The sequence below is a fragment of the Phycisphaeraceae bacterium genome, assembly GCA_019636795.1.
Taxonomy (GTDB): domain Bacteria; phylum Planctomycetota; class Phycisphaerae; order Phycisphaerales; family UBA1924; genus JAHBWW01.
Genome location: JAHBWW010000001.1, coordinates 273,675 through 290,110, shown reverse-complemented (window position 1 = coordinate 290,110; position 16,436 = coordinate 273,675). Strand labels below are relative to the sequence as shown.

The following is a 16,436-nucleotide window of genomic DNA, read 5'->3' as shown; positions in this document are numbered from 1 at the left end:
GGCACTATGTCGGCCGTGTTCGATGATGCGCCATCACTTGATCTCGTGCAGGAGGAGCCAGTCCCGGCTCGAAGGCGGGTGTGGCTGTGCGTGCTGGCAATCGGAGCGGCTGCGACCGTTGCAACTCGGATCGAGACAACGATGCTTGCGTGGTGGGCGGCTGCGGGCGTAGCGGCGGTGGCTGCGGTGTTTGTGCGTGGGCGCGGGCAACGAGTGCTCCTGCTGCTCACGGTCGGATCGGTGGCGGGCGGTTGGTTCGTGCTCCGGACGGAGACGATCCGATGGGACTCGATCGAGCGCGTAGCTGTGGGCGATGGGCGCACGCTTCTTGCGGTCGAAGGCCTTGTGCTGTCAAAGCCCGAGCCGCGGCGTGAGGCGATTGATCGCCTGTCGCGCTATCGGTTTGGACAGGCTGGCGCGTCGTTTGATCTGCGGGTCGAGAAGGCTCACCTGGGCGATGGAATGAGGCGTGCGAGCGGATCGGTACGTGTGTATGTCGATGACCAGGCTGAGGATTCGCTTGCGCACATTGAGCCTGGCGCGAAGGTGCGGCTGGTGGGCTGGTACCTGCCGCCAGTTGCGTCTATGAATCCGGGGGATAGTGATCGGCTGCGGTGGGCCAGACTGAGCGGAAGAGCAGGATCGGTCTCGACATCGTCAGGGGCGTTGATCGAACGAATTGATGAGGGTTCGCCGGGATGGCGGGCGGGCGCGGTGCGGATGACGAACGCTCTGCGCGCGCGTGCGTCGGGGCTGCTCGATGGCGAGCCGACAGCGGGACGGGCCATCCTCCGTGCGATTCTGCTCGGCGAAGATGATCCGGCGCTGCGCGAGTCACGCAGCGCCTTCGCTGCGACAGGTACATCGCACCTGCTTGCGATCTCGGGGTTTCATCTTGCGGTGTTGTGCGCGATTGCAGCGATGGGGCTTCGATTGAGTGGGGAGCACGGCGGGCTCGAATCGCTCGTGCTCGCGGCACTGGTGTTGCTTGTGCTGGTGCTGGTTCCGGCGCGGGTGCCGATTGTGCGGGCCGGGGTGATGGTGCTGGTGCTTCTGCTGAGCGATGCGTTGGGGCGTCGGTATGACAGGCTGACCATGCTCGGGTGGGTCGCGGTGGGTTTGTTCGTGTGGAGACCGATGGACGTGTTCTCGATGGGTGCGCAGTTGAGTGTCGGGATCACGGCGCTGCTTCTTTGGCCTGGATTGGCGAAACATCGGTGGCTCGTCGAGCCTCGCATCCTGGGAATCAAGAAAGGTCGCGTGTCGAATGCGACTCGGCTGATGAGGAGAATGCGTGGATATCTTGGCGTGTGCGTGGTCTGCTGGCTGTTCTCGCTGCCGATCGTGATGTGTCACACCGGGCAGGTGAATCTGACGGGCGCGCTGACGACAGCGTTCATGACACCACTGATCGTGGTGCTGCTGGGAGTGGGATATGTTGCGTTGTTCATGCATCTGATCTGGCCCGGGAGCGCTGCGATGCTGGTCCTGCTCATGATCGAGGCTGCGGATTGGGGAGGCGGATGGATAGCGCGTGTGGCGGCGATCGAATCGCTTGCACCGACTGTGGCGCCTTCGAGCGCGCTGTGGGCGTGCGTTGCGATGGTGACGTTGTGGATCTATCTGCGCGCGGCGCGAGTTTGGAACTGGCCTCTGATCGCAGCGATGGGGCTGCTCGTAGCGAGCGTTGCGCTGTTTCAGACGGGGAATCGGCCGCTTCGGTCGGGGGTCGTGTTGCGCATCGATACGCTGGCGGTCGGGGATGGGTCGTGCTTCATTGTGCGCAGTGGGCGTGAGGCGATGATCTGGGATTGCGGATCGTTGCGTGCGGACCTGAGGCCGGTGCTGGAACGGGCGCAGCGTGCCCTTGGTGTGCGCGCTGTTTCTGCTGCGGTGGTGACACACGCGGATCTGGACCATTACATTTCGCTTCCGGATGCGATGGAGGTGTTTGGGATTGATCGCGTGCTTGTGCCAGAGCATTTCTTGGTTGCCAAGAACGCACCACTGCGGTCATTGCATGAAGAACTGAGGTCGCGCAACGTTGAGCCGGAGACGATCGCTCGCGGTGATTACGACGTGCTGGGGCATACTGCGATCATGGTCCTTTGGCCACCAGCATCGGCGGAGATGGCCAAGGACAACGAAGTTTCGGTCGTGTGTCGATTGGAGGTCCAAACCGATGTCGGCGTGCGGCGCGTGTTGTTGACGGGCGACATCGAATCGGGAGCGATGGAGGTGCTGCTCGAAGATCGCGAGTGGATCGCGGCCGACGTGCTGGAAGTGCCGCACCACGGGAGTTTTTCGCTCAAGGCGTGGGAGTTTGTCGAGGCGGTCGGTCCCCGTGTGGTGCTGCAATCGACAGGCATCAGGCGAGCGCGCGATGAACGCTGGAACGGTGCGAAGCAAACGCGTGAGTGGTATGTGACTGCGCTCGATGGTGCGAGCTGGGTGGAAATCATGCGCGATGGGACCATTCGCTCGGGGTCGATGCGACGGCCAGACGTTGGCAGGCAGCGGTGAGCACTCAGAAGCGGATCTGAAGCCTTGCGAACAAGCCGTTGTCGGCGAGTTCGGCTTCGATATCGCGTACTTCCATCACGGACCGCACGAATTGGTATCCGGTGATGAAGTCGATGTTGTGTGTGAACTGGATCTTGGCTTCTGCGGTGAGGTCGAGGTAAGTGCCCTGATTGTCGATGGCGTGAGAGACGGCCGAACCTTCGAGACTGAAGCGAGGTGCGGGATTCCATTCAACTCCAGCACCGACGACGGGCACGGCGACCATGCCTCGACGCTTGTTGTAGGTGGAAATGGTGTTGCCGCCGCTGTCGGTTGATGTTGTCGTTTGGCCGACATGAGCGCGGATAGCGCGGAAGCCGGAGATCATCTTGAGCGCGAGTTCGTCGTTTCCGAGGGTGTACATTTCGAGTGAAATGTCGTAGAGGTCGAACTCGCCGGTGTCGCGGAGGATGCTGTAGAGCGATTCGTCGCCGAAGGTGTTGGTGTCGTCGCTGAACCCGCCATCAGCGAGGAACATGGCTCGCCCGACACGCACGCCGGAGAACTCGTACAGATCGCGTTCGGCTGCGAGAAGCTCGATATTGACGGGACCAATGAGTTGGCCGTCCCACCTCAGTCGCCTCGATACGGGATTAAGGTGGACGGTCCCGCGTGTGCCGAACTCCCCGCCGTCAAGATTCGGATCGAAAGGTGGCGGCAGGTCCATCCAGCCGGATTCAGAAAGATCGATCAGTGGATCAAACGTGAACGCAATCGCGGGCTGCTCACTCTGGCTGGCGGCATCCTCGCCCGGTTGACCGAGCAGAGACACGCTCAGCAGCATGAAGACGATGGCGCTCATGAAAAACTCTCAGGCCCGCTCGTGTGGCGTCGTCTGACAATCCTACCCCAGCACCACACGGTTGCGAAGTGCTAACTTCTACAAGAGTTATCGGCCATTTCACCCACGAACCGTTCTATAGAGGAGGCCAGGATGTGGAATTCTCCCGACTCAGAGGCCTCCGGATTGGGTGGGTTGGGAACGTTGAACACATGATTTGCATCCGGCACGAGCACGAGTTGGGTTCGTGGTGCCCACGATGCCAGTTCGTGAGCTGCGCAAGGCGCGACAGTCTGGTCGGCCAGGCCATGAATCACCAGAATCGGGCACGGGATGCTGGCGAGAGCCTTTCGAAGATCGTGGGCGCCGGGGTCAATGATCTGTTCTTCGAGCCAGCGTGAGTTGATGCGGAGATCCTGACCTGTGCGATTGCTGTGCACAAGTGTGTACCCGCGCGCGATAAATTCGTTCTGCTCGTGTGTGCTCATCGTGCAGCATGCGCTTGGAGCGGCGAGCGTGACGATGCCCGTCAGCGAGTGCGTGTGGTGGTGGCGGTTAGCGAAAAGCAGGGCCGCGACGCCGCCTCTGGAGTGGCCCAGAACAAAGAGAGGAAGACCATCGCCCAGAAGTTGGCCTCGTTTGATGGCGCCGCAGACGTGCTGAACATCCTGGACTTGCGCGTTCCATGTCTGATCGCTGAAGAGGTCGGGTCGATCGAAGATTGTCGCGTGTGGCGTGACCCCTGAGTGGGCGAAGTTGAATCGATGAGCGATGACGTTGCAGCGTGCCAGGAGTTGTGTGAGCTTGACGATGAGCCCGTAGTCCTTGTAGCCAAGGAATCCGTGGAGAATGATGGCGACGGCGCAAGGTGGGTTGTGCGGGATATGCGTGTCGCCATAGAGTGGAAGTGACGCAGCACCCGGGATGACCCACGTTTGCGTCGTGTGTTGCGAATATGGCTGAGGTTTGGACATGGTGTTGCTGGAGACTTGCACCCCATTTGAGCCGATAGTAACAGGCGGGACGTATTTTTGCGTGCGGAGCACGGCACGATTCTGGTTTTAGAGACTTGGGGCGAAGAGTGGGCAAGAAATCGATCTGGCAGAATATGACGCGTTCGGATTGGGGCAAGAAGCCCCCGCCCGGCGAGGAGCGCTCGTTTCTCGAAGGCCCGAAGCTTCGGCGGGAGGAGTTGTTCCGGTCGGTGCGCTTTTTTTCGGAGTTCATTCGCGGATTCCGTCAGTTGCACTTCATCGGGCCATGCGTGACGGTGTTCGGTTCGGCACGGTTCGCGGAGGATCATCGGTACTACAAGCTCGCACGCGAGGCTGGGCGTGCGCTGGCAGATGCCGGGTTTGCGGTGATGACCGGGGGCGGGCCTGGGATCATGGAGGCCGCCAACCGGGGTGCCCGGGATCGCAAAGGACTGAGCATCGGGTGCAACATTCAGTTGCCGATGGAGCAGGAGCCGAATCCGTATCTTGACCGATTCGTAGAGTTTCGGTATTTTTTTGTGCGCAAGGTCATGCTTGTGAAGTACTCGGATGCGTTCATCGTGATGCCGGGGGGGTATGGGACACTTGATGAGGTGTTCGAGACGGCGGTGCTGGTTCAGACGAAAAAGATTGAGCAGTTTCCGATCGTGTTGATGGGGGTTGACTTCTGGGAGCCTCTGTTCGCGTTCATGCGCGAGAGGTTGCTCGCGGAAGGGACGGTGAGCCCGGAGGATCTGGACCTGTTGACACTGACGGACTCGGTCGATGAAGCGATGGCGAAGATCACCGCGGCGCGCGAAGCTCGGCACCGCGAGACGCCAATCCGGCAGATGTCGATTCTGGGCGAGAGATAGGGGGCTGGGTGGCATGGGCGAAGTCGGGCAGTGCGCCGAATAGAATCGGAGCGTGACTACGGCTGAACGCGTCATTCAACTGGACTCGACAAGCGCTGAGACGGCGGTCTCGCGTGCTGTGGCGTGCCTTCAGGAGGGCCTGCTGCTCATCATGCCGACCGAGACGGTCTATGGCGTTGCGGCGGCTGCGGACGACCCGGGGGCGGTGAAGAAGCTGCGGGAGATCGGGCGTCTGGGAACGGCCCCACTCACGTGGCACGCCAGTTCGCGTGAGGACGTGTTGAGCCGACTGGGTCAGTTGCCGCGAGTGCATCAACGCCTGTTGACAAAGTTACTTCCTGGGCCGACGCGGTTTGTGATCGAACTGGACGCAGCGCGACTGGGGGCGCTTCGGCACGACCTTGGCGTCGAAGCGGGAGTGATTGATGATGGGGTTGCACTCGATGTGAGGGTGCCGATGTTGCCGATCGTACGACGAGTTCTGGATCCCGTGGATCGGCCGATCGTGATGATTCGGCTTGCGGCGACGGGGATCGGGGCCGACGGCGGGCTCGACCCGCGTGCTGTGGATCTGGACGATCGGATCGGGTGCGTGCTTTCTGGTGGGGGAACGCTGTACGCGAAAGGCTCAACGACGGTACGCTTGCATGCTGGTGGTGGGTTCGAGATTGAGTATGTCGGGGCGGTTCCGGAGTCTGATGTCATGGAAGCAGCGGAGCGAATTCTTCTTTTCGTATGCACGGGCAACACTTGCCGAAGCCCGATGGCGGCTGCGCTTGCGGAGGGCATGATCGAGCAATCGAAGGATGATCTGATCACGATTGAATCGGCAGGGATTGCGACGGCGGATGGCATGTCTGCGGCTGCGGAAGCAGTCGAGACGATGCGCAAACTCGGGTTTGACATTTCCGGGCATCGCACGCGATTGCTGACGCGGAAGCAATGCGCCAGGGCAGATGCTATTTTCGTCATGACGGCTGCGCATCGGGCTCGAGTGCTGGAAATCGATCCGGGCGCGGACGGCAAGACGTACTTGCTCGATCCGGCTGGCGATGTGCAGGATCCGATCGGGCTTCCACTCGCGGCATATGAGGCGACGGCTCGGCAGTTGCGTGCTCTGATAGAGCAGCGTTTGAAGGAACTCAGCGTATGAAGATCGTCATCGGATCGGATCATCGTGGACATTCAACGACGACACATCTTGCGACCATGCTCGAAACTCGCGGGCTTGAGGTTGAGGTGCTTGGATCGTGCGGTGACCAGCCCTGTGACTACCCGGAAGGCGCGTGGAATGTCGGGCAGGCCATTCGCTCGGGGCGGGCTGATCTGGGAATTCTGATTTGCGGCACTGGAATTGGCATGGGCATCGCGGCCAATAAGATCCCGGGCGTACGGGCGGCGGTGGTGCATGACGAACTGACGGCGCAACTCAGCCGCAGCCACAACAATGCTAATGTGCTGTGCTTGTCGGCCGACCTGCTCGGCGAGCGTCTCATCGAGAAGATCGTAGATGTGTGGCTCAAGACCGAGTTCGAGGGCGGAAGACACGCTCGGCGGGTCGGTAAGATCGCGATGATCGAGGAAGGCAAGGATCCCGCATCCGTAACCTGAGTGCAGCCCGAGCCGAGACCGATGCGAGACTTCGATGACGATGCTGACGGCGACCTCGATCCACTCGGACCGAGCGAGGACGACCTCGAACGTTTCGGCGATGCGTTTGTTCTGTGCGCATCATGCGGCAAGGCCATGTTCGATCAGGCAACGGTGTGTCCGTACTGCGGGTTTATAGCACCTGGCACGAGTCGCACGCCGTGGTGGGTGATCATCGCTGCGCTGGTGGCACTGGTGGCCATGTTCATGCTGGTTTTCTGAGGGAACGGGATGATGGTTCATTCGCGTTCGACGCCGAGGTCCGTGACGGTGAAAAGCGACTCGAAGATCAGTCCTGCACGCTCGACGTTTTCGCGTGCGCCTTCGAGGCGGTCGATGGTGGCGATGACGGCAAGGGGTTCAAGCCCGGCGCTGCGCAGGACACCGACGGCCTCAAGCGCCTGCCCTGCGGTGGTCGCTACGTCTTCAACAAAGATCACGCTTTCTCCTGGCTGATGAGTGCCTTCGAGTTGCCTGGCGGTGCCGTAGTCCTTCTTGGCGTTGCGAACGAACAGGCACGGAACGCCGGTCTGGATCGAAGCGACCGTGACGAGCGGGATTCCCCCGAGCTCAGCCCCGGCAAGGCGGTCGGCACGCCGATCGAGGGCATGCTCGATGGTTCGGATTCGCTGAGCCAGCAAAACGGCAAGTTGGGCAAGAATGGCCGGACGGGTGGTGAAGGTGTACTTATCAAGGTAGTAGGTGCTGATTTTCCCGGACCGGAGCGTGAATTTTCCTCGAAGCAGGGAGGCTTGGGCGATGGCGGAAGCCAAGGTGGCACGATCGGGCGTCGACGAGGCGTGGTTCATAGTCCTAGGGTATGACCTGTCACTGAGGCGCAACAGGGAGCAAAAATCAGGATCTCGAGGCGGCATTATGCCGAAGCGGCTGTCATAATCTTCACTGTGATGGTGTCGCGGCACACGCGCTGCGCGTCAAGTGGACACAGAGATGAAATCCCCTTTATAGGGGTTTGGGAGGTTTGGTTGTGAACAAGATGAGCATTTCCGTTCTGATGGGCGTTCTGCCTCTGGTGGCCGGTTCTGTGGTGGGACAGGTTGCGACTCCTCCTCCGGGTCCGAGGCCCGAGCCTCCGGCTTTTGTGCCACCGCCGCCACCGGCACCTGCGGCACCTCGGCCTCAAGTTCAGCCTCAGCAGTTGGGTCGGCAGTTGGAGCGACTGCCGGACATTCCGTATATTCCGCTGGAGTTGGTCCAGTATGGCGAGTCGCTTGATCTGGTGGCGATGGGGCCAAACCCGACGATTGGGCAGTCCAAGGCTGCGGAACTGATGCCGATGCTGGTCGGTCGTCGTGCCCGGCATGAGTTGGTGGTGCTGGAGAATCTGGACTTTGTGCTGCAGATCAACGACGGTTTGCTGGACGATGTATCGTTTCAGGACATTCAGAGGCTTGTGAGGGTCTCGGACATGGTCAAGCCGCTGGTGCCGCCGAAGGGCATATCGCAAGAGGCGTTCGACCGCGGGATGTTGTCGCGCGTGCAGCACGAGTTCAATACGAAAATCGTGCGAGAGTATCAGAACGGGATGAGCGAGATGTTCACGGCGGACTATGGGGATGACGGACTGGGTGAGTTCTTCAAGTTCCTGATGTCCGAGTCGATCAAGGAAGCGATGGCTGCGCTTGATGGCATGTGCATCGAAGCAACGTGGCGGATGGACGACGTGCTGGCCAAGGCCGGGCTGGCCGATACCGAAGTCGGGAAGAAACTTGCGACGATCACGGGTTCGGTCGAGACACCGTGGGACGAGTTGAACGACAAGGCGGCCGAGATTCAGAGCGCATGGGGTCCGTGGAGCCTGGAGGAGAAGAAGGCGTTTCTCAATGCGGTGACGACGACGCGCGATGACCAGTACTTCCCGCCGATTCGGATGTTGAATCTCGATGCAGTGGGCTGGCGTGATCGCACGCAGGACGAGGACAAGAACATGAAGGTCCGGATCCGCCGAAGAGGCGACGCGACCCCGCAAGAGTAGTCTCGATACATACGCAAGCGTGCTCGCGAACGCGGTTGAGTCAAGAGAGCGCCAAACTGGCACCTCCATCGACAATGATGCTCTGGCCGGTGATGAACGAGGCCCGCTGTGAGCACAAGAACGCTGCGACGGCTGCGAGTTCGGCCGGATCGCCGAGTCTATTGAGCGGGATCGCGCTGGCCATGGTCTCGAGTTCGTCGTGAACGGTTCTGCCCGAGGTACGGCTGCGCACCTGCGCGAGTTCTTCGAGTCTTGACGTGTGGTGCATGCCGGGGCAGACGTTGTTGACGAGGATGCCATTGGGCGCGAGTTCGCGGCTCAGAGTTTTGGCCATGCCATGCACAGCAGGGCGCAGGGCATTGGATAGCAACAGGCCTTCGATGGGTTGCCGCGCGGAAAGTGAGGTGACGTTGACGATGCGCCCCCACTTGCGCTGTGCCATGTGAGGCCTTGCGTGGCGGATGAGACGAACGACATTCATCAGCGTCAGTTCGATGCCGCGATACCAGTCGTTTTCGGCGATCGTTGCGAAGGTGCCCGGAGTGGGGCCTCCGGTGTTGGTGATGAGGATGTCGAGGCGTGAAAAGTGGGTCGCTGCTTGATTGACGACGCGCTCACACTCTTGTTCGAGGCCGATATCCGCGACAAGTGGGAGAACTGCTGCGCCGGTTTCTGATTGAATTTCATGTGCGGCGGCTTCGATGTCGGGCTTGGTGCGCGAGCAGATGGCGACGGAGCAGCCTTCGCGTGCCAGTTCGAGGGCGATGGCGCGGCCGAGGCCTTTGCTTGCAGCGGTGACGAGGGCAACACGTCCATTGATGCCGAAGTCCATGTATCGGCTCCTTGAGGTCAGGCCTTGCGATTCCAGGTCTGCTCTCTTGTCGGCGCCAAGGCGAGCGCGAGCGAGATCAGCAATCCGATGACGCCCAGAGATGCGACCGGAAGCGACCAACCTGCGGCGATGAGTGCATCGTGCTGAAACGTCCGGTTGGGTGCCTTGCCGCTGGGGATAACGTGCAGGGCCGCGTGCCACTCCCACGAATCTTCGGCGAGTTCATCGGGGTTGCGATCGGGCTTGGGCTCGCCAGCGCGGTTGGCTGCGAGTACACGACGTTCATAGGAACGCTGACTCTCTGGAAAGGTGCGTGACCATTGACGAAACCCGCCCTGTGGCAGGAGTTCAAGAAACCCGAAGGTCCAGCGCTTACGCATGGTTTCGCCGCGTTCGCGGCTTGATGAATCGACTTCGAGCCCGAATCGGCTTTCGTCGATGCCGGGGTTGAGATGGCGCGAGACCAATACAAGGCGGGGCTCGATTTCACCCTTGTTGATGGCTTGAACAAAGGACTCGTACGACTGCCCTTCGGCAGGCGGAGCGACGAACATGACACGGAGCCAGTCTTCGTGGCGAGCAAGGCCTGGCAGCGGATGCAGGCTGGGCACTCCGACGGGAATGGCTGCGACATCCTGGTCGTAAGAAATCTCGACGAACCCGACGCCCTTGTCATCGAGACGATCGACAATTTGCACCTGACGGTCGTGGTAGAGGAAAGAGGTCAGGTCGAGGACGAAGAAGTACGGCGTGTTGCGTGGATGATCGCGATTGAACGCGTGAACGCGCTGTGCAAGGACTGCGCAACCGACCAGGAGTGCCGCGAGGGAAATCGCGACACCGACCCAGGCACCTGAACGTTTGCGTTTCATGGTTCGTCTTTGGACCGCGGGGGTCGGTTCAGTGTCCGTCGCGATGTCCGTGATCGTGATCGGAGTAGAGATCGGGGGTCAGGCCGTGGCGTGGGATAGAACGTTGAGCGGTGCTGATGTCAGGTTCGCGATGACCATGGCCGTGGGCATGATGCTTCTCGGCCATTTTCTTTTCCCAGACTTCGAGGCCGTACTTGTCGATGTATTTTTGTCGTGCAAAATCGATGACTGACATTTGTGAGGTGGAGTAGCGAGGCCCAAGAGTAATGTGGAAGTTGTCGTCCGTGCCGGACATGCCCATTGAGCCGCCGTCGAATCCGGGTTTGATGACGCTGGACTTGTAGTCGTAGACCCGCCCGCGTGCGCCGAGATCGAGGGCTGAAAATCCGAGGAAGAGGCCGACGCCGAAGATGCAGAAAAGGAAGATGATGGCGTTGAGGGGCTTGTCGTAGCGGAGTTGCATGAAGTAGAGGCACACAAGCGAGCCTTTGATGGTCGCGATGCCGAGGACAATGGCAACGTTGATCCATGTGGGGATCGTGATGTCGAACTCGCTTGCGATCCATTTTTCGAAGTTGGCTGCGGAGACCGTGAGGAAGGTGAAGAACAGAAGAATCGCGAGGACGCCGATGATGATGCGCCAATCGACGACGGTGTGTCCGTGATGACCTTCCTGGAATCCGTGCGGGTCCATGTGATCGACGGCATGATGATGTGCTTTGCTGGACATCGTGCGTTCCTGTGTTCGATTGGTCAGTGGATGAGGTACAGGAGGGGGAAGAGGAAGATCCAGACGAGGTCGACAAGGTGCCAATATAAGCCGGACGTTTCGACCATCGTGTAGTTCTTCGGGCCGTAGATTCCCTTGAAGGATCTGACGAGCACCCAGGTCAGGAGCCCGGCACCGATGACCACGTGCAGGGCGTGTATGCCTGTGCCGGCGTAGTAGAGGCCCCACCAGATGGGCTCGCGTGGGTCAGTGGCAAAGGGATAGCTGAACCAGGCACCGGGAGCTTTGCCTTCAGCGAGCTTGGGGATGTACTCGAAGGTGAACTTGATGATGATGAAAAGTGCAGCACAGATCAGGGTGATGATGAGGTTGACCTTGAGCCAGAACTGCTGATTGAGTTGTGCACAACGGACGCCCATGGCCACGGTGAAACTGGAGATGAGCAGGATGACGGTATTGAGAAGCCCCCATCGCCAGTCGAGGTAGCTGGATCCATTGATGAAGGCTTCGGGGTAAAGCATGCGGAAGATGGCGTAGGCGACGAAGATGCCCGCGAAGAGGAGGACTTCGGTGGCCAGGAAGAGCCACATGCCGAGCTTGGCTGCATCGAACTCGTCGTCCGCAGTGCGCCAATGGTGCTCGTGCTTGTAGGTCTCCCACCGCATGGGCGGCTTGGCCGGATTCTGATGTGCGTCAATCGTGGTCATGAGACTTTGGTCCTTGGCTCAGTGATGTGGATTCAGTGACGACTGGGCTGGGCCGGGAGCGGGTAATCCTCGATGCTGCAATGCGGAGGAACGACGGTTTCGAAGTCATATGGCCCGTGCTTGACGAGCGGCTCGTGATGGAAGTTGTGAGCACTAGGCGGGCTTTCGGTTTCCCATTCGAGGGTGAGGCCGCCCCATGGGTTTGGCGGAGCCTTGGGGCCGGCGAAGAGGGAGTGGACGAAGTTGATCAGGTGGGTGAACATTCCGAGCGCGAGCACCCATGAGCCAACGGTGGAAATCTGATGGAGCAGTTCGAACTCGGGGACGTAGTTGGCATAGCGACGGGGCATGCCCTGTGTGCCGAGGAAAAACTGAGTGAAGAAGGTGACGTTGAACCCGACGAAGACGAGGAGGCACCCGAGCATGCCGACCTTTTCGTTGTACATACGGCCGAACATCTTGGGCCACCAGTGGTGGAGGCCTCCGATGAAGGCGATGACTGTGCCGCCCATCATGACATAGTGGAAGTGGGCGACAACGAAGTAGGAGTCGTGGAGGTGGAGGTCGGTCGAGAGTGCGCCAAGCGGGAGGCCGGTCAGGCCGCCGATGGAAAAGAGGAAGAGGAATGAGAGTGTGTAGAGCATCGGCGTATTGAGCACGATGGATCCCTTGTAGAGCGTTGCAATCCAGTTGAAGACCTTGATAGCGGTCGGGATTGCAACGAGGAAGGTCAGGGCGCTGAACACGGCTGAGGCGAGTTCGCCCATCGCTGTGAACATATGGTGCCCCCAGACGATGAAGCTGACCGCGGCGATGCCGAGCGAGCTGAAAGCGATGGCGCGATAGCCGAAGATGTGCTTGCGGGCGTGGACCGCGAGCATTTCAGAGATGATGCCCATGCCGGGAAGGATCATGACGTATACAACGGGGTGTGAGTAGAACCAGAAGAAGTGCTGGTAGAGGACGGGGTCGCCATCGAGCGAGGCATCGAAGATGCCGATTCGGAAGAGGCGTTCGAAGATGAGCAGCAGGAGCGTGATGCCGATGACAGGGGTAGCGAGGACCTGGATGATGCTGGTGGCGTAGATAGCCCAGATGAAGAGTGGCATGTCGAACCAGCCCATGCCTGGGGCGCGAAGTTTGTGGGTGGTGACAATGAAGTTCAGGCCTGTGAGGATTGAACTGAATCCAAGAATGAACGCTGCGGCAACCATGAGCACAACGCGGTAATGGTCGGCGTCGGTCTGAATGGAGTATGGAGTGTAGAAGGTCCACCCGGTATCGGTACCGCCGAGAATGAGCGATGTAACGCCGAAGAGGCTGCCAAAAACGTAGATGTACCAACTGAGCAGGTTGAGTTTGGGAAATGCCACGTCCTTGGCCCCGAGCATGATGGGCAGAAGGAAGTTGCCGAGTGCTGCGGGGATTGCGGGAATGATGAACATGAACACCATGACCGCGCCGTGAATGGTGAAGATGCGGTTGTAGGTGTTGGAGGCGGTGCTTGGGGTGTAGTCGCGCGTGATTTCGCCAGTCACGGGGTCAGTTTTGGCCTCGGCAAAGTTGAACAGAGCGCCGGCGAGTTCGCCTTCGGCGGTGATGGTCATGGGCTTGAAGAGTTCGGCGCGCACTGCGAGGCCTGCGACCCCGCCTATGAAGAACATCGTGAGCACTGCGAAGAGGTACATGACGCCGATTTTCTTGTGATCGACGGTGGACGCCCAATCCCAGATGATGCCCCAGAACCCGAGCCCCTTGGAGTCGAGGTACGAGCCCTCGTCGTGGTGGTGCCCTGCGTGTTCGTGTGGTGTGTGATCGTAACTCATTGGAACAACCTCGTGTACGCTGCGCTTGCGTCGGCGGCGTGTATCTGCTGCCGGGGGGTGTCAAGGCTTGTGATGAAGCGGATTGTCATTGGCCGTCCTCGGTCGGTTCGGGGTCGGCGGATTCAACTTCTTCTTCGGGGGCTGGGCCCTTGTCACTGAGGGTCTTGTAGTACGCGATGACGCCATTGATCTCGTCATCGCTGAGGATGCCAGCGAAGGCGGTCATGATCTTGCCTTCGTACCCGGCAACGATTTTGGCCTGCGGGTTGAGAATGGACTCGCGGATGTAGTTTTCGTCGATGAGCACGCTGGTCCCGCCCGAGATCGCCCGTTCATAGCCATAGGCATTGAGCCACGATGGGCCGATATTGGGGCTGCCATCGATCGAGTGGCAGGAGATGCAGTTGTTGCGGAAGACGACTTGCCCAAGTTCGACAGGGCTGAGGTTGCCGGTGCTCCAGTCGTTAAGCACATCGTTATAGACCTTATTGCTGACAACGCGGAAGATGCCGTACATCTCAGAGTGCTGATCGCCGCAGTACTCTGCGCAGAAGATCCAGTGATCGCGGTATTCTTCGCCTTCGCGCAGTTTCTCCGTGCGGAAGGTGTATGAGGTGAGCCGGTTCGGATAGAGGTCGATCTTGGTACGGTAATCGGGAACCCAGAACGCGTGAATGACATCGCGACTCTGCATGAGCAGCTTGACGTCGGTATCTTCGGGCAGGACGAAGATCTTGACGCTGTCCTTTGTGCCGAGCGCTGTTGAATAGCCGGAACGCGCACCGTTGGGGTAGGTGATAATCCAATCCCACTTGAGGCCTGTGACATTGAGAGTCAGCGCATTGGTGGGGGCGACAATCTTGGCCATGTATCCCTGAAAGCCGAGGAGGAAGATGACGAGGAGGCCGGAAGAAGGGACGACGGTCCAGAAGATTTCGAGCGGACCGTTGTGCGATGCGCTGACCGGCGCGGGCACTCCGGGGCGCCGGCGGTACTTGATGACCCAGTAGAACATGAGCCCCATGAGGAGGACGAAGAAGAACACACTGAACCAGAGCGTGAGCATGAACAGGCCATCGGTGCGTACTGCTTCTTCAGTCTGGGCAGCGCCGCGGAAGAAGAGCTGGTGCAACCAGTCTCCTCCCTGAGGATTGTGAATGCGCAAATCGCTGCTGCGAAAGAGTTCGAGATGATCGACCGGTGCGGCCGGTGTGTCCTGCATCATGTTCCCTGCCCCAGCGCGGTGGTGCCGATGCGCGCGTTGGCATCGAGCACGACCGAATCCTGCTTCTGACGTCGAGCCGAGGCACGCCGCCTCCGCTCATACACAAACAGCCCGCCGACCAACACAGCCAGCAGGACCATCGTCATCAAACCACCGAGCCTCATGAGCTGCATGGCATGCAACGAGTACTTGCCTGCATTTGGATCGAATTGATAGCAGAAATGCAGCACGCGATCGAAGAGATTTCGGGCGATCTTGCCCTCGCTGGCATCGAGGAGCGCGAGTTTCATCTGCCTCGGCGGCTGGTCGTAGCCATACATATAGCGCATCACTCGCCCATCGGGCGACATCACCATGAAGACGACGGGATGTGAATACTCGCCGTTGGGAAGCCGACGAAACTCGAATCCGACTGCATCCGCAACCTGCTGAATGCTTGTCTCGTCGCCGGTGAGGAATGCCCAGTTTTCCTGAATGGTTTCGGTGTTGCCCCGACCATAGAGGCTGATGAGTTCAGTCTGTTTCGAGCGGGCGATAGTCGGATTCTCGGAGTCGTCGATGCTCAGGTAGACAACATTGAAATCCTGCCCGATTGTGAAGTCCATCTCGCGGAAGGTCTCGACCATGCGCTGCATGATGAGCGTGCAGACGACGGGGCAGCGGTAGTAGACGAGGGCGAGAACCACGGGGCGACCGACGTCGAAGTATGACCCAAGACGCGTGATGCGATTGGAAGAGTCGCGGAAGGTCAGTTCGAGCGGGGCTCGTTCGCCGAGCCGTTCAATGAGGTCGAGTCCCTGGATTTCCTTGGGCTTGACGTTCATCTGGGCCAGAGCAGGCGAAGCAACGCAGACGAGGACAAGCGACACGACCGCGATCGCTGCGCGCTGCAGCGATTGGCGGTGACTTGTCGTTGTCGGGCGCGCGTGCATCATGTTCAGCCTGCTTCTCCGCCGCGATGTGTGAGGACGCGATTGATCCCTTGTTCGATCGGGAAATGCAGCGTGTCGTGGTCGACCCAGTCGGTGGAATGAAGGCGTTCGAGAGCGGCGCGCTTGCGCTCGCGGGCTTCATCGCCGAGGATCGTGGTTTCTTCGACAGCCACTTTGTACTTCGAGGCGTAGTTGTCGAAGAAGACGATGAGGATCAGGACAGTGAAGAGCACGCCGAGGACCATCGCGACAAAGGTCATGGCAAGGGCTTTGGGGCTTGCGTGCGCCCCGTGTTCGTCCTGCCACGCGCCCTCTTCGGGCCCATGCCGATGCCACGAATCGGGTGCGGCGGGTTCGTGCTCAAGGTGTTGATTATGGCTTGACATGGTTGATCTTCCTGTGATTCGAGTTGCTGGCCTTGTGTGCAATCAGGTGAAATGAGTGATCCATTGAATCAGTTCGCCCCAAAGTCGT

Annotated in this window: 17 protein-coding genes; 6 read left to right on the top strand and 11 right to left on the bottom strand. The window is 59.8% G+C overall.

The features are described 5' to 3' along the window. The first annotated feature begins 6 nt into the window (after positions 1 to 6). A complete protein-coding gene (locus tag KF757_01235) occupies positions 7 to 2,523 on the top strand; it encodes a ComEC/Rec2 family competence protein (GenBank protein MBX3321591.1) in 2,517 nt (838 codons plus the stop codon). Between the two features lie 4 nt (positions 2,524 to 2,527). Here KF757_01235 and KF757_01230 read toward each other — a convergent pair whose 3' ends face one another. Both KF757_01230 and KF757_01225 read right to left on the bottom strand, forming a co-directional pair. After that, the gene (locus KF757_01230; GenBank protein ID MBX3321590.1) at positions 2,528 to 3,364 is read right to left on the bottom strand and encodes a hypothetical protein; all 837 of its coding nucleotides are present in this window, start codon (positions 3,362 to 3,364) and stop codon (positions 2,528 to 2,530) included. A 71-nt stretch (positions 3,365 to 3,435) separates the two neighbouring features. Continuing rightward, a complete protein-coding gene (locus tag KF757_01225) occupies positions 3,436 to 4,317 on the bottom strand; it encodes an alpha/beta fold hydrolase (protein ID MBX3321589.1) in 882 nt (293 codons plus the stop codon). Between the two features lie 134 nt (positions 4,318 to 4,451). On the opposite strand from KF757_01225, the gene KF757_01220 reads away from it, so the two are divergent. Genes KF757_01220 through KF757_01205 form a run of 4 tightly spaced genes read left to right on the top strand, consistent with a single transcriptional unit; the run spans position 4,452 to position 7,064 of the window. Beyond that, a complete protein-coding gene (locus KF757_01220; protein ID MBX3321588.1) occupies positions 4,452 to 5,192 on the top strand; it encodes a TIGR00730 family Rossman fold protein in 741 nt (246 codons plus the stop codon). 52 nt (positions 5,193 to 5,244) lie between these two features. After that, the gene (locus tag KF757_01215) at positions 5,245 to 6,345 is read left to right on the top strand and encodes a Sua5/YciO/YrdC/YwlC family protein (GenBank protein ID MBX3321587.1); all 1,101 of its coding nucleotides are present in this window, start codon (positions 5,245 to 5,247) and stop codon (positions 6,343 to 6,345) included. Then, complete coding sequence (gene rpiB / locus KF757_01210) at positions 6,342 to 6,803, top strand: ribose 5-phosphate isomerase B (GenBank protein ID MBX3321586.1); 462 nt, start codon at positions 6,342 to 6,344, stop codon at positions 6,801 to 6,803. The genes KF757_01215 and rpiB overlap by 4 nt, the downstream gene beginning before the upstream one ends. A 21-nt stretch (positions 6,804 to 6,824) precedes the next feature. Then, positions 6,825 to 7,064 carry a hypothetical protein gene (locus KF757_01205; protein MBX3321585.1) on the top strand — a complete coding sequence of 80 codons (240 nt, stop codon included), beginning with the start codon at positions 6,825 to 6,827 and terminating at the stop codon, positions 7,062 to 7,064. Positions 7,065 to 7,081: 17 nt separating this feature from the next. On the opposite strand, the gene pyrE is transcribed toward KF757_01205, so the two are convergent. Further along, positions 7,082 to 7,651 carry an orotate phosphoribosyltransferase gene (gene pyrE, locus KF757_01200; GenBank protein ID MBX3321584.1) on the bottom strand — a complete coding sequence of 190 codons (570 nt, stop codon included), beginning with the start codon at positions 7,649 to 7,651 and terminating at the stop codon, positions 7,082 to 7,084. A gap of 188 nt (positions 7,652 to 7,839) precedes the next feature. On the opposite strand from pyrE, the gene KF757_01195 reads away from it, so the two are divergent. After that, positions 7,840 to 8,838: a hypothetical protein gene (locus tag KF757_01195; GenBank protein MBX3321583.1), complete on the top strand. Its 999-nt coding sequence runs from the start codon at positions 7,840 to 7,842 to the stop codon at positions 8,836 to 8,838. Positions 8,839 to 8,878: 40 nt separating this feature from the next. On the opposite strand, the gene KF757_01190 is transcribed toward KF757_01195, so the two are convergent. From KF757_01190 to KF757_01155, 8 genes are all read right to left on the bottom strand, one after another. Then, entirely contained in the window at positions 8,879 to 9,670 is a 792-nt protein-coding gene (locus KF757_01190) for an SDR family oxidoreductase (GenBank protein ID MBX3321582.1), read from the bottom strand. Positions 9,671 to 9,687: 17 nt separating this feature from the next. After that, positions 9,688 to 10,542: a hypothetical protein gene (locus KF757_01185; GenBank protein MBX3321581.1), complete on the bottom strand. Its 855-nt coding sequence runs from the start codon at positions 10,540 to 10,542 to the stop codon at positions 9,688 to 9,690. A gap of 28 nt (positions 10,543 to 10,570) precedes the next feature. Beyond that, positions 10,571 to 11,272: a cytochrome C oxidase subunit IV family protein gene (locus KF757_01180; protein ID MBX3321580.1), complete on the bottom strand. Its 702-nt coding sequence runs from the start codon at positions 11,270 to 11,272 to the stop codon at positions 10,571 to 10,573. 23 nt (positions 11,273 to 11,295) lie between these two features. Next, the gene (locus KF757_01175; GenBank protein MBX3321579.1) at positions 11,296 to 11,979 is read right to left on the bottom strand and encodes a cytochrome c oxidase subunit 3 family protein; all 684 of its coding nucleotides are present in this window, start codon (positions 11,977 to 11,979) and stop codon (positions 11,296 to 11,298) included. 32 nt (positions 11,980 to 12,011) lie between these two features. Further along, positions 12,012 to 13,805, bottom strand: coding sequence for a cbb3-type cytochrome c oxidase subunit I (locus KF757_01170; GenBank protein MBX3321578.1), 1,794 nt, complete (start codon positions 13,803 to 13,805; stop codon positions 12,012 to 12,014). 85 nt (positions 13,806 to 13,890) lie between these two features. Further along, positions 13,891 to 15,030 carry a c-type cytochrome gene (locus KF757_01165; GenBank protein MBX3321577.1) on the bottom strand — a complete coding sequence of 380 codons (1,140 nt, stop codon included), beginning with the start codon at positions 15,028 to 15,030 and terminating at the stop codon, positions 13,891 to 13,893. Further along, positions 15,027 to 15,965 (bottom strand): SCO family protein, encoded by a 939-nt coding sequence (locus KF757_01160; GenBank protein ID MBX3321576.1) that lies wholly within the window; start codon positions 15,963 to 15,965, stop codon positions 15,027 to 15,029. The genes KF757_01165 and KF757_01160 overlap by 4 nt, the downstream gene beginning before the upstream one ends. A 2-nt stretch (positions 15,966 to 15,967) precedes the next feature. After that, a complete protein-coding gene (locus tag KF757_01155) occupies positions 15,968 to 16,348 on the bottom strand; it encodes a hypothetical protein (GenBank protein MBX3321575.1) in 381 nt (126 codons plus the stop codon). Positions 16,349 to 16,436 lie beyond the last annotated feature (88 nt).

What these genes read in the sequence shown, in the direction of transcription:
- KF757_01230 (MBX3321590.1), bottom strand. Translation starts at nt 3,364, where the DNA reads ATGAGCGCCATCGTCTTCATGCTGCTGAGCGTGTCTCTGCTCGGTCAA.
- KF757_01170 (MBX3321578.1), bottom strand. Translation starts at nt 13,805, where the DNA reads ATGAGTTACGATCACACACCACACGAACACGCAGGGCACCACCACGAC.
- rpiB (MBX3321586.1), top strand. Translation starts at nt 6,342, where the DNA reads ATGAAGATCGTCATCGGATCGGATCATCGTGGACATTCAACGACGACA.
- KF757_01185 (MBX3321581.1), bottom strand. Translation starts at nt 10,542, where the DNA reads ATGAAACGCAAACGTTCAGGTGCCTGGGTCGGTGTCGCGATTTCCCTC.
- KF757_01225 (MBX3321589.1), bottom strand. Translation starts at nt 4,317, where the DNA reads ATGTCCAAACCTCAGCCATATTCGCAACACACGACGCAAACGTGGGTC.
- KF757_01155 (MBX3321575.1), bottom strand. Translation starts at nt 16,348, where the DNA reads ATGTCAAGCCATAATCAACACCTTGAGCACGAACCCGCCGCACCCGAT.
- KF757_01175 (MBX3321579.1), bottom strand. Translation starts at nt 11,979, where the DNA reads ATGACCACGATTGACGCACATCAGAATCCGGCCAAGCCGCCCATGCGG.
- KF757_01220 (MBX3321588.1), top strand. Translation starts at nt 4,452, where the DNA reads ATGACGCGTTCGGATTGGGGCAAGAAGCCCCCGCCCGGCGAGGAGCGC.
- KF757_01180 (MBX3321580.1), bottom strand. Translation starts at nt 11,272, where the DNA reads ATGTCCAGCAAAGCACATCATCATGCCGTCGATCACATGGACCCGCAC.
- pyrE (MBX3321584.1), bottom strand. Translation starts at nt 7,651, where the DNA reads ATGAACCACGCCTCGTCGACGCCCGATCGTGCCACCTTGGCTTCCGCC.
- KF757_01160 (MBX3321576.1), bottom strand. Translation starts at nt 15,965, where the DNA reads ATGATGCACGCGCGCCCGACAACGACAAGTCACCGCCAATCGCTGCAG.
- KF757_01190 (MBX3321582.1), bottom strand. Translation starts at nt 9,670, where the DNA reads ATGGACTTCGGCATCAATGGACGTGTTGCCCTCGTCACCGCTGCAAGC.
- KF757_01205 (MBX3321585.1), top strand. Translation starts at nt 6,825, where the DNA reads ATGCGAGACTTCGATGACGATGCTGACGGCGACCTCGATCCACTCGGA.
- KF757_01235 (MBX3321591.1), top strand. Translation starts at nt 7, where the DNA reads ATGTCGGCCGTGTTCGATGATGCGCCATCACTTGATCTCGTGCAGGAG.
- KF757_01195 (MBX3321583.1), top strand. Translation starts at nt 7,840, where the DNA reads ATGAGCATTTCCGTTCTGATGGGCGTTCTGCCTCTGGTGGCCGGTTCT.
- KF757_01165 (MBX3321577.1), bottom strand. Translation starts at nt 15,030, where the DNA reads ATGATGCAGGACACACCGGCCGCACCGGTCGATCATCTCGAACTCTTT.